14 protein-coding genes are annotated in these 13,530 nt (G+C 40.2%); 8 read left to right on the plus strand and 6 right to left on the minus strand.

Going from position 1 to position 13,530, the window contains the following annotated elements:
- Positions 1–5: 5 nt before the first annotated feature.
- Positions 6–1,259 carry a glycoside hydrolase family 1 protein gene (locus ABOO_RS02655; RefSeq protein ID WP_008082059.1) on the plus strand — a complete coding sequence of 418 codons (1,254 nt, stop codon included), beginning with the start codon at positions 6–8 and terminating at the stop codon, positions 1,257–1,259.
- Here ABOO_RS02655 and ABOO_RS02660 read toward each other — a convergent pair.
- The 4 genes from ABOO_RS02660 to ABOO_RS02675 are packed head-to-tail and all read right to left on the minus strand — an operon-like array spanning position 1,256 to position 5,677.
- Entirely contained in the window at positions 1,256–2,587 is a 1,332-nt protein-coding gene (locus ABOO_RS02660) for an MFS transporter (RefSeq protein WP_008082336.1), read from the minus strand. The genes ABOO_RS02655 and ABOO_RS02660 overlap by 4 nt on opposite strands.
- The gene (locus ABOO_RS02665) at positions 2,580–3,665 is read right to left on the minus strand and encodes a polysaccharide deacetylase family protein (RefSeq protein WP_008082626.1); all 1,086 of its coding nucleotides are present in this window, start codon (positions 3,663–3,665) and stop codon (positions 2,580–2,582) included. The genes ABOO_RS02660 and ABOO_RS02665 overlap by 8 nt, the downstream gene beginning before the upstream one ends.
- Entirely contained in the window at positions 3,653–4,708 is a 1,056-nt protein-coding gene (locus tag ABOO_RS02670; RefSeq protein WP_008082354.1) for a galactokinase, read from the minus strand. The genes ABOO_RS02665 and ABOO_RS02670 overlap by 13 nt, the downstream gene beginning before the upstream one ends.
- Positions 4,709–4,738: 30 nt before the next feature.
- Positions 4,739–5,677: a 2-hydroxyacid dehydrogenase gene (locus ABOO_RS02675; protein WP_008082489.1), complete on the minus strand. Its 939-nt coding sequence runs from the start codon at positions 5,675–5,677 to the stop codon at positions 4,739–4,741.
- Between the two features lie 75 nt (positions 5,678–5,752).
- Here ABOO_RS02675 and ABOO_RS02680 point away from each other — a divergent pair, with 75 nt between their 5' ends.
- From ABOO_RS02680 to ABOO_RS02705, 6 genes are all read left to right on the plus strand, one after another.
- Entirely contained in the window at positions 5,753–6,613 is an 861-nt protein-coding gene (locus ABOO_RS02680; protein ID WP_236614086.1) for a tetratricopeptide repeat protein, read from the plus strand.
- Positions 6,610–8,400, plus strand: a complete 1,791-nt coding sequence (locus tag ABOO_RS02685) for a tetratricopeptide repeat protein (protein WP_008081935.1) — start codon at positions 6,610–6,612, stop codon at positions 8,398–8,400. Before ABOO_RS02680 ends, ABOO_RS02685 begins: the two co-directional genes overlap by 4 nt.
- A 52-nt stretch (positions 8,401–8,452) precedes the next feature.
- Positions 8,453–9,508, plus strand: coding sequence for an NAD(P)-dependent glycerol-1-phosphate dehydrogenase (locus tag ABOO_RS02690; RefSeq protein WP_012997164.1), 1,056 nt, complete (start codon positions 8,453–8,455; stop codon positions 9,506–9,508).
- Positions 9,509–9,512: 4 nt separating this feature from the next.
- A complete protein-coding gene (locus ABOO_RS02695; RefSeq protein WP_008082551.1) occupies positions 9,513–9,938 on the plus strand; it encodes a UPF0179 family protein in 426 nt (141 codons plus the stop codon).
- On the plus strand, positions 9,932–11,134 hold the full coding sequence (locus tag ABOO_RS02700) for a redox-regulated ATPase YchF (protein ID WP_008081978.1): 1,203 nt from the start codon (positions 9,932–9,934) through the stop codon (positions 11,132–11,134). Before ABOO_RS02695 ends, ABOO_RS02700 begins: the two co-directional genes overlap by 7 nt.
- Positions 11,135–11,208: 74 nt before the next feature.
- On the plus strand, positions 11,209–11,646 hold the full coding sequence (locus ABOO_RS02705; protein WP_008082016.1) for a hypothetical protein: 438 nt from the start codon (positions 11,209–11,211) through the stop codon (positions 11,644–11,646).
- Positions 11,647–11,649: 3 nt separating this feature from the next.
- On the opposite strand, the gene ABOO_RS02710 is transcribed toward ABOO_RS02705, so the two are convergent.
- Positions 11,650–12,165, minus strand: coding sequence for a type IV pilin domain-containing protein (locus ABOO_RS02710; protein ID WP_008082650.1), 516 nt, complete (start codon positions 12,163–12,165; stop codon positions 11,650–11,652).
- A 44-nt stretch (positions 12,166–12,209) separates the two neighbouring features.
- On the minus strand, positions 12,210–12,686 hold the full coding sequence (locus ABOO_RS02715) for an archaellin/type IV pilin N-terminal domain-containing protein (RefSeq protein ID WP_008082252.1): 477 nt from the start codon (positions 12,684–12,686) through the stop codon (positions 12,210–12,212).
- A 195-nt stretch (positions 12,687–12,881) separates the two neighbouring features.
- Between ABOO_RS02715 and ABOO_RS02720 the strand changes: the two genes are divergently transcribed.
- Entirely contained in the window at positions 12,882–13,529 is a 648-nt protein-coding gene (locus ABOO_RS02720) for an NAD-binding protein (protein WP_008082307.1), read from the plus strand.
- Position 13,530: the final 1 nt, after the last annotated feature.

Here is a 13,530-nt window from a genome sequence, read left to right on the forward strand (position 1 = left end):
TTTTTATGCTTAAATTTCCTCCAAATTTCATCTTTGGAACTGCAACAGCGGGGCATCAAATTGAAGGAGATAATGTAAATAGCGACTGGTGGCACTACGAAAATATGGGGAAATTACCTTACAAATCTGGCAAGACATGCAATCACTGGAACCTTTACAGGCAAGATATTGAGCTAATGCAATCCTTGGGCTATAATGCTTACAGGTTCTCTATAGAATGGGCTCGGATATTTCCTAAGGAGGGTAAGATTGATAGGAAAGCTCTGCAAAGGTACAGAGAAATCATAAATTTGCTGAACGAAAAAGGAATAATCCCCATGGTAACTTTACATCATTTCACCCTGCCCCTTTGGTTTTTAGAAAAGGGTGGATTTGCAAAGGAAGAGAATTTGAAGCATTGGGAGGATTATGTTAAAGCATTGAAAGATATTCTAAATTTAAAATTAATCGCTACTTTCAATGAGCCTATGGTGTATGTTGTTGCTGGATACCTAAGTGGAGAATGGCCCCCGTTCAAGAAAGCCCCGAGGATTGCGAGCAGGGTTGCAGCCAATATTTTAAAAGCCCATGCCATTGCCTATGAAATTTTGCATAAAGAGCACAAGGTTGGGATAGTGAAGAACATACCAATTTTCTTATCTGCAAGTAGGAGAAATGATGATCTAAAGGCGGCCAGGAGGGCAGATAATATGTTCAATTTTGATTTCTTAGATGCAATATGGAATGGAGAATACAAAGGAATAATTGGAAAATACGAAGTGCCTGAGAGTGATTTGGATTTCATAGGTGTGAACTACTATACAGCTTATAAAGTGAGACACAGTTACAATCCTTTAAAATTCTTCTTGGATGCCAAGCCAGCAGAGATGGGAGAAAGGAGAACGGATATGGGATGGAGCGTATATCCTGAGGGGATATATAAAGCAGTGGAAAAAATGTCGAGGTACAAAAAGCCGATTTACATAACTGAGAATGGAATAGCCACAGGGAATGATGAGTGGCGCATTTCGTTTATAATCAGACATCTGCAGTACTTGTATAGGGCTATTAAGGATGGGTACAATGTGAAGGGTTATTTTTACTGGTCTTTTATGGATAATTTTGAATGGGACAAGGGATTTGCTCCAAGATTTGGATTAGTGGAAATAAATTACGAGAATTTTCAAAGAAAGCCCAGAAGAAGCGCCTATGTTTATGGGGAGATAAGTAAAGAAAAGGAGATAAAAGATGAGATTTTAGAAAAATATGGAGAGAGCTAATTTGCATTTTTCAACATCATTTTTCTTCTCTTTTTAAGCAAGTTTTGGAGAGCTTCCATATCTTTTGGATAGGTTCTTCTTATCCAGATCCATGTAAGCCCGCATGGAATCCAGAATAGTGCTCCGATTATTAGAGTGTACTGATATGCTAATGCTTTGGACATTCCCATCCATTCAAAAGTGTTTATCATGATTCCCCCAAGTACCGGTCCTATTGCACTTCCTATGCTGTTTAAAATGTAGAATACTCCAAAAACGGTACCACGGTCTTCTGGAGGATTAACCTGTGAAATTATTGCGGGTACATTTGGAGAGGCTATGGATACAAATTGCAGAATTAGTATGCCGTAAAAGGTGAGCATTATCCAGTCGACAATTGAAGGATTTGAAGGTAGGGGATAGAGTATTAAAAATAGTACTGCTACGAATCCTATGAATATCGATGCACCAACTAGAATGGCTCTTCCTCCTCTTATCTTTCTTTCAAAGTAATCCCCCAAGAACCCACCTATGAAAGTTCCAATAACCGTAGATACTCCCAAGATTAAGAGCACGAAAGTTGAGGTCTCTTTACTCATACCTCTACTTACCATCAGAAATGATATTATCCAGTAAACTATAACTCCCCAAGGAATGGTGCCTATTATCCCCTGAAAGAATATTAGAATATTTGTTGCCGTTTCAAAAGATTTTTTTATAATTTTCCAATTAAGTTTGTATGTATATTGTATCCCTCTTGAGATCAAATCTTGAAGTACTTTTTCTCCGCTACCTCTCTTGGGTTCTTCTGCCACTATGTAAAATAGCGGAGCTAGAATGAAGTTAGGTACTGAGGCGTAGATGAATGGAGTTCTCCAGCTTGCAATTACTCCAGCCATAATCATACCAAATAGAGTACCAAATCCAAATGCAGTTTGAATGTAAGAAAATCCCCTACCACGTTTATCCCCATAGAACATATCTGATATAAGAGAGTAGCCGATGGGTATGATAGAGCCAATACCTATCCCTGTAAAGAGCCTCAATGCCAATAGTTCCCAGTAATTTTGAGCAAAGGCAGTTAGAAAGCATGGAATTTCGCCCAAAAGCACGCCTAACACCAGCAGTTTTTTCCTTCCTTTTATATCTGAAAAGTATCCCCAAACTATTGTTATGAGTGCACTGGTGGCCACAAATATTGTGGATACAAAACCCATCTGAGTTTCGCTTATCCCAAATTCTTGCATAATCTGCTGGTAATTCGGTGGTAGAAGGTTCTGGTCAGCCATTAAGAATGCTGCCATAAGCACTAACAAAACTATTGATGCAATTCTCCTGTATTTATTCATATTCCTTCCTCCATTCCTCATATATGGCTTTAAAAGCATCTAATCTTCTTTCTGGCAAAGGCTCCCATCCACGGGCATCACTATTCTCAGCCATGAACGCGTTATCTCCTTTTATACCTGAAATAAGCATATTCAATCTTCTGTTATCTTCATCTTCTTTCCATATGAGCAGTGATTTATCAGGGGCCCAAGAAGATGTTTTTAGGTAAAATTCTCTCCCACTCATAGGCAATTGTGATGGGAGTGTAATGTTTATATTGTTACTTTTTATAAATTTAATTAGGGTACTTATTTTAATTTTCTTACCTGCAAATGGCATATACCCAAAGAACTCAATATCTGTGCCATATAGCATGATATCTCGTATGGAACTTAACCATCTAGCGGCTTTTCTCTCGTTCATAAATGGAAAATGCCCAAGTGAGAGCATAAGTGTTATGTTTACAGGTTGCCACACGGGTATTCCCACAATGTTTTTCACACCTTTAACAAGGGCTTTTCCTCCAAAAACATATGATAAGGATCTTCTGAGTTGACGCAATCCCAAAAAATAATTGAGATATTTTCTCTGGCCATAGGATGCTTTTATTAATTTGATATATGGGATTTCAAAATTTTTTATTGCTGTGTTCATATAGTTAGAAAACAAAAGAGCTTCCCCATCCACAAAAACGTATTCAAAATTTAAATCTTTAAGAATTGCTGGAAGTATAGGATCGTAGGCCAACTCTGGAGGCCAGAAAGAGATAGGCTTCACCTCTAGCGTATCCTCTTTCATTCTCACATCCATCTCAATTTGCTCTTTTACTCTGTTTAGGGAAAGAAGTGGCAAGATGGCATGAGAATAAGAAGTACCGGTTATTTCTATCAAATTGCTCTCAATTCCGTCTTTTATTCCCTTAATTAACTCTTTAGGAAGGTATTGTATGGAGAACCCGGTGATATTGAGAGCAAACGGAATATCCTCTTTTAAAAGAGTCGCAATAGTTGGCTTGTAAGACTTGTTTATCACTCTCTCTATTTCCTTTTTTGGTATTTCTGCATATTGAAGGTTTGCATGAAATATTAGCGAATGCATTTTCTCACCCCATCTGAAGATTCCACCAAAAAATATTTTGCAGAATGGGAAAATAACCTTTTATAGTCTTTTAATATTTTTTCTCCTATTTTTGAAGGATCCTGAGTGAATATTGCAAAGGCAGAGCCCCCAAATCCTGCCCCGGTTAATCTAGCCCCAAGGGCACCGTATTTAAGAGCATTTTTAACGAAAAAATCCAGTTCTGGAGAGCTCACGCCATAATTTTTTGCCAGATCCCAGTGTGCTTCTGTTATGATATTACCAAATTCTTGTAAATTTCCATTTTTCAAAGCATCTTTCGCCTCAAGCACTCTCTGATTTTCCCTAATTATATAACCTAAAAATCTTCTTTGTAATTCCTGTAATTTGTTTAGATCCTTGGACTCAATATATTTGGAACTCATCTTTCCTAACTTGTTTAATGCTTTTTCTACACTCTCTCTTCTCTTCACATATTCAGAATTGGCAAGTTCTCTTCTAACCCCTGTGTCAAAAATAAGAATGTAAATATCTTGAAATGGTACATATTCATAATGCAAATTTTCTGTGTCTATAAAAATAGCGTAGTTTCTTTTTCCTAGTGCTATAGCCATCTGATCCATTACTCCGCAGGGTACACCCACAAACTCATTTTCTGCATCTTTAGCTAGAATTGCCTCATCCATTTTTGAAATGTTTAATTTATATTCTTCATTTAAAAACTCAAGAATTGCAAGCTCTAAGCTTGCTGAAGAGCTAAGTCCAGAGCCTATTGGCAAGTTTCCATATATTTTTCCCCTTATCCCTTTGGGATTGTAGTTATTATTAAACAAGATCCAGAAAATGCCTCTAATATAATCGCTCCAATCATTACTTCTCTCCAGACTCTGGAGGTTAAATGAAGTTTTGCTTTTTAAACTCTCCGAATAAATTTCTACAAATGAGGATTTATTTCCCTCCAAGAATGTGTAGAGATTTATCGCCATAGGCATGACATATCCTAAAGAATAATCCGTATGCTCTCCAATCAAATTAACTCTTCCGGGTGATGCAATTTTAAGCACTTAACTAAATCTCTCTGGCAATATTTAAACTTATACATAATCCCCCCTCTTCACTACATTTCTCGGCTTGCCTTGGGCAAATAATTTTATGTTCTCAGCAGCCCAGATGGTGAGCTCATCCCAGAAACCTTCGTATGATCCAGCGCAGTGTGGGCTTAGGATCACATTGGAAAGTTTCTCGAACGGATAATTTTGCTTAAATCTCTCTCCATAATGCCACCAAGCATCTAGGGCCGCTGTAAAATTGGTATTATTTTTCAAGAATTCGTATAGATCCTCCTCCACTATAATCTTTCCGCGAGATACATTTACCAATATTGCATCTTTCTTCATAAGCTGCAGTTTTTCCATATTTATTAGTCCCTTGGTGCTTTTTGTTAGGGGCAAGGCTAACACAACAATATCGGAGTTTTTAAGCAAAAAATCTATCTGTTTCACGGTGCCCACGAACATAAAATCATCACAGAAGTCGCATTTTCCACTGCGGCTTATTCCCATAAAATGTGGATGAAAGCCACGAAGCATGGCAGATAGGTCTCTTGCAATGTTTCCCAAACCCATCAATCCTACAACTTTTCCTCTAAGCAATTTAGATTCGAGCATCTGTGGAAAACGACCTTTTAGCATTTCGTTGTGCCTGTAAATCATCTTCTTCAGCGCTGCAAATATTAGGGCAACAGCATGCTCTGCAACCCCCCATGAATTTCCACCTGAGTTTGTGCACACTATCACATTTTCGGGGATCTTTTCAAAATGGTAATGATCCACGCCAGCTGAGAATGCTTGGATCATCTTCAAATTCTTTAACTTTGGAAGCACAGATTCCAATTTTTTCCAACTATGGGCAAGTACAACCTCTGCAGAATTCAAGAAATTATCATCAGCATCTTTTAGGCATCTCACATCAAAACTATCAAGTATGCGCTTGAGGATCTCGAATCTCTTGCATTGCAGGACTAGAACTTTCATAGTTAAACATGCTTCAGCGATTATTAATAATTTCTCGGGAGAAAATTTTTATCTTATAAAGCACTATATTACACGGTGAATTGCATAATATGTGGGCGGAAATCTGAGCGTCCCGTTTGTGAGGAATGCACCCATAAAATTATGGAAGAGTATCCATTTTTGCTGAGGAAGAGTTTTATTGCGCCAAATAAAATTTTTGATCTTGAGGATGCGATTGAAAGGGGAATAATAACCGATGAGAATCTTGCTACTCTCAACGATATGGCAAGAAGAGGACTGAAGGGAGAGAATGTGGATTTTGAAATTTTAACCAGGGCGGCATTGCTCTTTCATCGTAGATATTCCTTTTACTTAGAGAATTTTGAAATTAGTCCAGATTATTATCTCTCTCTTGCAGAATTATTCGCTGAAAGGGTTGAGGGAGAAGCTGGCATGTTTTTAAGGTACAAAATTTTGAAAGAAAAAGGCAATTTTAAAGGGGCTTTAAAATTAATTGATTCTCTCTCAAGAAATGGTAATAAAGAGTATATGCTTGAAAAGGCGGCTCTTTTGCTTGAAATGGGGGAGAAGGATGCAGCCCAGAAATTGTATATGGATATTTTGGATGATGTAAGTTCTTGGGAGCATTTTGCAGACACACTTTACGATTTGGCAGAGTATGAGAGTGCAGCTGAGGCGTATATGTATGTGACAGAATTGAATCCTACAGAGAGAGCGTATTACAAAATAGCAAGTTCTCTAGTAAAGCTTGGAAAGCACAAGGACGCAATTGAGTATTTGCAAAAGGCAATAAGCATAAACAGATACCATCTCGACTCTTACATTCTTCTTTACCGCATATATGGTGAGCTGGATATGCCAGAGGAGAGAAAGAAAATAGCAACGAGGATGAAAAGAGCAGGATTTGATGCAGAGCTCTTGGGGGTGGAGCAATGATTGAAGCGGTGGAGAAGATGAGTATGGAAGAATTCGTACATCTATGCAATCGCCTTGTATCCGAGATGGGATTCAAGATAAGAAAGAGCGTTTATAGGGAGAATATTGCCGTTTTTGATGCTTATATGCCAATTCCGGGTAAGAGTTTGCACTATGTAATAATATTTCTGCGCAAGCCCAAGGTTACGAAGGATGAGATACTTGAGCTCATTGATGTTGAGAGTGTTGAGATCAAATGGATGCTCATTACCACGGGAGAATTTGAAAAAGAGGATTTGGGAGATGATATAACTCTCATGGATGGCAAGGATTTTGAGAGATTGCTCGAAGAATTCGGTCTGAAGGAAGAATTTACTCGTTTAGAAAGGGGCAAAGAAGCTAGGGAAGGCAGATATCTTCCCAGTGCAGGAGAGTTAGAATCAATGCTTCAATGGGCTAGAGAATTCTTAAACGAGGAGAATTACGAGAAGGCAATGGAGTATGTGGATAAAGCCCTAAAGGTAAAGTCCACTCCTGAGGGCATGAAGATAAAGGCAAGAATATTGCAAAAGATTGGAAAATATGAGGAGGCAATAAGCGTAATCACGAAAATTCTCGAAGAGAATGTTAAGGATGATGAGGCCTGGTTCATATTTGGAGAGATACTTGAGGATATGGGCGATTTGGATGAGGCAGAGCAAGCGTATGGACAATGTGTGCATTTCAATCGCCTCAATGTGTCTTGCTGGATAAACCGTGGTAATGTACTTCTATCTCAAAAGAAATATCAGGAAGCGTTGATGTGCTATGATAAAGCCCTTGCGTTAAATGAAAACCTGCCTGCCATATGGAACAACAGGGGAGTGGCTCTCAAGTATCTTGGCAAGTATGACGAGGCTCTAAAAAGCTATAACACTGCATTGCAGTTTGATTCAAAATTTGCAGATGCTCATCTCAACAAAGCGTACCTATATTTTGATTTAAAGAAGTACGAAGAGGCAAGAAATGCCTTGGCGGGTTATCTTCGCTTAAAGGAGGATGCTCGGGGCTATTTGCTCCTTGCAAACATATTCGCAAAGAGAAATATGAAGAAAGGTGCCATAGAGGCTGTTAAGAAGGCACTTGAGCTTGAGCCGGGAAATCAGGAGGCAAGGGAACTTTTAGACAGGCTTGAGGGAAGGAGCAGAGAGCTAAGGGATTATGAGGAAATAAAGAAAATTTTAAAAGAAGAAATTGAAAAAATGAATGTAAGAGAGGAAAATGCTGTTAAAAAAATTAAAAGTGCAAGGGAGAATTTAGAGAGGGGAAATGTTGCGAGGGCACTCAGGGAAATCATTGAAGTCAGAGAGCATGCACATTCTCAAAATGTTGCTGAAATCAAAGAGGCACTCTATAGGAATACACAAAGATTATTGGAACTGGCAAATATGAATGTTGAAAATTTAGGGGAGTTGGAGCCCAAAGAGCTAAACGCTTTGGGTTTGGAAGCGATGAAGCGTGTGGTTTTATGCTCAAAAGAAGAAGAAAAGAATGTAGAAGAGTACCCGAGAGGATATGCACATCTTCTCTATGAGGAGAAGAAATGGAATGAGCTTAAGAAATTAAACAATGAAATTGCAGAAAATTCTCTTGGATTGAGGTATTTCAAAGCTAGGAGATACAAGAATGCAGAAGAGTACTTTAAAAATGCATTTTTCAAATCTCCTGATTTCTATGAGGCAGAGTTAAATCTTGCATACACATATCTGAAGAACGGGAAAGAAAGGAAGGCCAAGGCACTTTTAAAGCATCTTGGGCTGGAAATGTAAAGCGCTGTGGAAATCGCAATTTTAATATGTGAAAAGGGGTTAAGGAGTGTAAATGACATTTGAGAAATCCAAATGGACACAGTTACCTCGTGAGATTTATGCTGGGCATGGAGTTCTGGGGCAGGTTGGCCCAATGTGTAGAAGGTTTGGATTTGGCTCAAATGCGCTCTTAGTGACAGGGCAAAAAAGTTATGAGGTTGCGGGTAAGAGAGTTAAAGAAATTTTGGAAGATTCTGGATTTAATGTGGATGTGATTTTAACCTCTGCCGCCACTATGGAAAATCTGGATAGAATTAAGGATGAGGCAAAGGGTATGAGCTTTTTGGTGGGTGTTGGAGGAGGAAGCAAGATAGATTTGGCGAAGAAAGCCTCCTACGATTTGGGTATACCCTTCATAAGCGTACCCACAATAGCCACCCATGATGGAATAGCCAGTCCTAGAGCTACAATAAAGAACGGCGGGGGAAGCATCTCGATGGATGCTCAGGAGCCGATGGGAATTGTAGCCGATACTGAAATTCTTATCCAAGCACCATACAGGTACTTGGCTGCAGGGGCGGCGGATGTTATAGGAAATGTTACAGCCATAAAGGATTGGGAACTTGCGCACAAGCTGATAAATGAGCCTTTTAGCTCCACGGCCTATGGCATGGCCAAGTATTCTGCAGAGTTCATACTTGAAAATGCAGATGCCATAAAGCCAAATCTTGAGGAGAGTGCTTGGATTGTGGTAAAATCCATTATGGGTTCAGGTATGGCTATGAGCATTGCCCATTCTTCGCGCCCAGCAAGTGGGAGCGAGCATCTATTTGCACATGCCCTTGAGAAGATAGCTCCGGGAAAGGCGTTGCATGGAGAGATGGTTGGTGTGGGCACCATAATGATGATGTACTTGTATGGTGGGGATTGGAAGAAGATAAGGGATGCTTTGAGGATGATAGGCGCTCCCACAACCGCCAGGGAGCTGGGGGTGGAGGACGAAGAGATCATAATGGCATTGACTCAAGCTCATAAAATGAGAAAGAGGTACACAATATTGGGGATGAGGGGTTTGACGGAAGAAGCCGCCAGAAATTTGGCACGAATAACTGGAGTAATAGGGAGGTGATAGCATGATTACTCTAATAGGTAAAGAGCTTGCGAAGGAAGGGTTGGAGTTTCAGTATTTGGGACCTCTTTTAGAATGCAGGAACTGCAAGTTGAAGAATGTGTGCTTCAACCTCGACGAGGGAAAGTGGTACAGGATAATAGGAGTAAGGGATAAAGAGCATGATTGCAAGGTGCACGATGGAGGCAAAGTTGTAACTGTTGAGGTTGAAGAGCTGCCCGTACCTCTCGCTGTTGGCGCCAAGGGTGTAGTTGAAGGAGAGACGCTTACATTCAAGCCCATAAATTGCAAGGAATACGGTTGTGACTACTACGAGCTCTGCCATCCTCTGGGCTTGAGAGAGGGAACGAAGATAAAGATTGAGAAGATTGTGGAAGACATTAAGTGTCCAAAGAACAAGAGCCTAAAGAAGGTTCTGGTCACATGGTAGAGCTTGGTATTGTAGGCAAGCCCAATGTGGGTAAGTCCACATTCTTCGCAGCAGCTACTTTGCAAACTGTGGAAATTGGAAACTATCCTTTTACTACAATCGAAGCCAATAGGGCCATTGGCTATGTGCGCAAGCCCTGTCCTCATTTGGATTTGGGGAAGCAATGTAATCCCAAAAAATCGCTGTGTATAGAGGGCACTAGATACATACCTGTAGAGCTCATAGATGTGGCTGGATTGGTGCCAGAGGCGCATGCTGGTCGTGGCTTAGGCAATAAGTTTCTGGATGATTTGCGCCATGCGGATGCTTTGATACACATTATTGATGTCTCTGGCTCAACAGATGCTGAAGGCAATCCAGTACCCAAGGGAAGCCGAGATCCCTGCAAGGATGTGGATTTTTTAGATAAGGAAATTGCCTACTGGATTGCAGATATAATTGGCAGGGGCTGGACTCGTATTGCGAGAAGATTGGAAGCGGAGAAGGTAAAGATTGAAGTGGCCATTGCTGAAAGGTTATCGGGATTGAATATAAATGATAAGCAGGTACACGCTGCTCTATCTCATTTGAATTTGGACGAGAAGCCAAGCAGGTGGAAAGAGGAGGATATTTTAGCGCTCTCTTTTGAAATAAGGCGCATTGCCAAGCCTATGGTGATTGCTGCCAATAAAGCGGACATAACCGATGAGGAGTATTTAAATAAATTTTTGCAAAGGTGCAGAGAGAAGGGCTATGATGTCATACCCATATCGGCAGATTACGAGCTTGCACTGCGCAGGGCTGCAAAGGCAGGATTTGTGGATTACAAGCCAGGAGACGAGGATTTTAAAATTTTGAAAGAGGATGAATTGAGTGCTGCGCAGCTTAAAGCTTTGGAGAAGATTAGAGAGTTTATGCACAAATTTGGAGGTACGGGAGTGCAGAGGGTCATAGAGCATACAGTGTTTAATGTGTTGCAAATGATTGCAGTGTATCCCGTTGAGGATGAGCACAAATGGACTGATAAGGATGGAAATGTTCTTCCCGATGTGTATCTATTTCCTCTCGGCTCCACTGCTCTGGACCTCGCTTACAAGGTGCATACCGATTTGGGTGAGAATTTCATAAGGGCTGTGGATGGACGCAGCAAGAAAATTCTCGGACACGACTACGAGCTCAAGGATGGCGATGTGATAAAGATAATTGCAAGGAGATGATTTATATTTGTGCATTATAATGCACAAAAAACTTAAATATTTGTGCATCAAGTATCCGTAATGGAAGTGAGAATTTGAAAGTTAAGGACAGGGTGAGTTTGAGCGTTTTGATAAGCGCGAAGGAAAGGGCGGTGCTGGATTATGCCCTGCTCACAGTTGCCAGTTTAACCTTATTTTTCGTATCAATCTTTTATGTAGCCCTTGCCGTTGGAGTGATAACAATACAAAACACGCTGTCAAAGTGGTTTGGATGGGGCGGGGTTGTTGCAGGCTCTCTGTGCATACTCATACCTGCTCTCGGGCTGATTTTAGGCATTCTTGGCACATTTGCGGGAATAATTGGCATGCTCAGGGCTTATTCCTCTCTAAGAAAATTGAAAGCCATAGATATGAGAGAGATTGAGAAGGAAGAGATCAAGTATGCCCTGCGCAAAGAGTACCTCATAGGCAAGATGACCAAGGAAGAATACGAGGAAAAGCTGAAACTAGTGGAGGAGAGATACAAAGGGTAAATTTTAGAAGTTTATAACTCCCCCAGAAGATACACCATTGTAACCATTTATTGAGAATAAAACTTTATCTCCACTCTGGAACGGCGGAGGTGTGATATTATCTGAAGGATTATCATCCACAACATAAACTATCAGTGTATCTCCATTACTAAATTTGCCATCATCATCGTTATCTATTAACTTTGCCTCATAGTGCCATTTGCCATTTGAAGTTTTATTGCTCCAAATGAAGTTATTTAAATAATTTAAATGCAATAATTTACCACTTTTATCTATAGTTATTTTCACATTTTCCATGTATGTGCTTTGTGGAGAACTAAGTGAGATAGAGAAATATAATGTGGTTTTGTTGGATTTGGTAGATTGGAATGTTAGATAACCATGAAGCTGGTCTACATTATATGGTGTAGATAAGTATCCACCCACTACAAATAGATAAAGAGAAGTAACTAAAACTACTGTAATAGCAATCATAAGAATTTCAGCGATTACCGGGCTAACACCTTCTTCTCTTCTCATAAAGCATCAAAAAATAAATAAAAATTAGAAAATGGTGTTTGTGCTTAAGGTATGGTTATCTGCTGGCTACCAGAGTATCCAGAAATGGCAAGTGATATTGTAGCTCCATTTAGGTTGTGGCCATATATGTATATGACATCTCCTGTAGAAAGCTTGCCATTTCCATCATAGTCTATTACTTTAACATTATAGGTAACTGAATTTATTGTGATTGTGCCTGTACCATCTGCAGACAGATACTTCCCAGTAGGATAAGTGCCATTTATCCCTATAATAACCTTTGTAAAGTCAGCACTACTGGGTGAACTCATTGCCACAGATATGTTTACATATCCAGCAGTTGGATTTGATGTTTGTACATCGTAAGTCAATGAGGCAGTGAGATTAGGCTGTGTACTGCCTCCCATGTAGCCAGATACGAGTAGCCAAACTGTCGCTGCAAGCACTACTGTTATAGCGACCATCAAAATGGTAGCTATAACCGGGCTTACGCCCTCTTCCTTCTTATATATCCTCTTCATTTTAAGTCCTCCTGGGTTTGAACCCATGTTCTATTAAAGGTGCTCCGTATTTAAAGGTTTTGGGGCAAAAATCGAATTATTCGGATTTTGCAAGAAAAACCATGACATGAGAAAGCATGTTTTTTATATGGATATTTTTAAATTAACCTCCTTGCTGCGAAAATGTTTAAATTCTCCATTTGGATAACCTTAACTATGTATATTATTGTCATTGGCGGTGGAAGAATAGGTGAGTACTTGGTCAGTATGCTTGTTGAGGAGGGTCACAATATAGCGCTAATAGAGAAGGATGATGAGAGGGCCAGGCATATGGCCGAGAATTATGATATTTTGGTTATAAAGGGAGATGGCAGCGAGGCCTCTTACCTTGAGGATGCTGGAATAACCAAGGCGGATGTGCTTGTTGCCTGCACTGGCAATGATCAGGTGAATTTTGTGGCCTGCCAGCTTGCAAAGCACACTTACAATGTGGGAAAGGTCATAGCAAGAACCACGAATCCCGGAAATAAGGTTCTGTACGAGAGTTTGGGTGTGGATGTGGTTATAAGCACAACGGAAGTGGCTGCCAAGGCCATGTACGCTGGAATAAAGGGCTTTGCCTCGGTGCTAACTTTTGCGGGAGATGTGGAGCTCTTGCATGTGCGTGTTGATAAGCTCTCTCCCATAATTGATAGAAAGATAAGCGATATACACATGCCTTGGGGAAGCATAATAGCCACGATTTTGCGCAAGGGCCAGATAATCGTGCCCAGAGGAGACGAAGTCATAAGGGAGGGAGACGAGCTTGCGATAGTCACCAAGAAAGGTGTGGAAAAGAAGGTGAGGGAAATAGTGTTGGGGTAGT

It is taken from the genome of Aciduliprofundum boonei T469, from assembly GCF_000025665.1.
Classification (GTDB): Archaea; Thermoplasmatota; Thermoplasmata; order Thermoplasmatales; family Aciduliprofundaceae; genus Aciduliprofundum; species Aciduliprofundum boonei.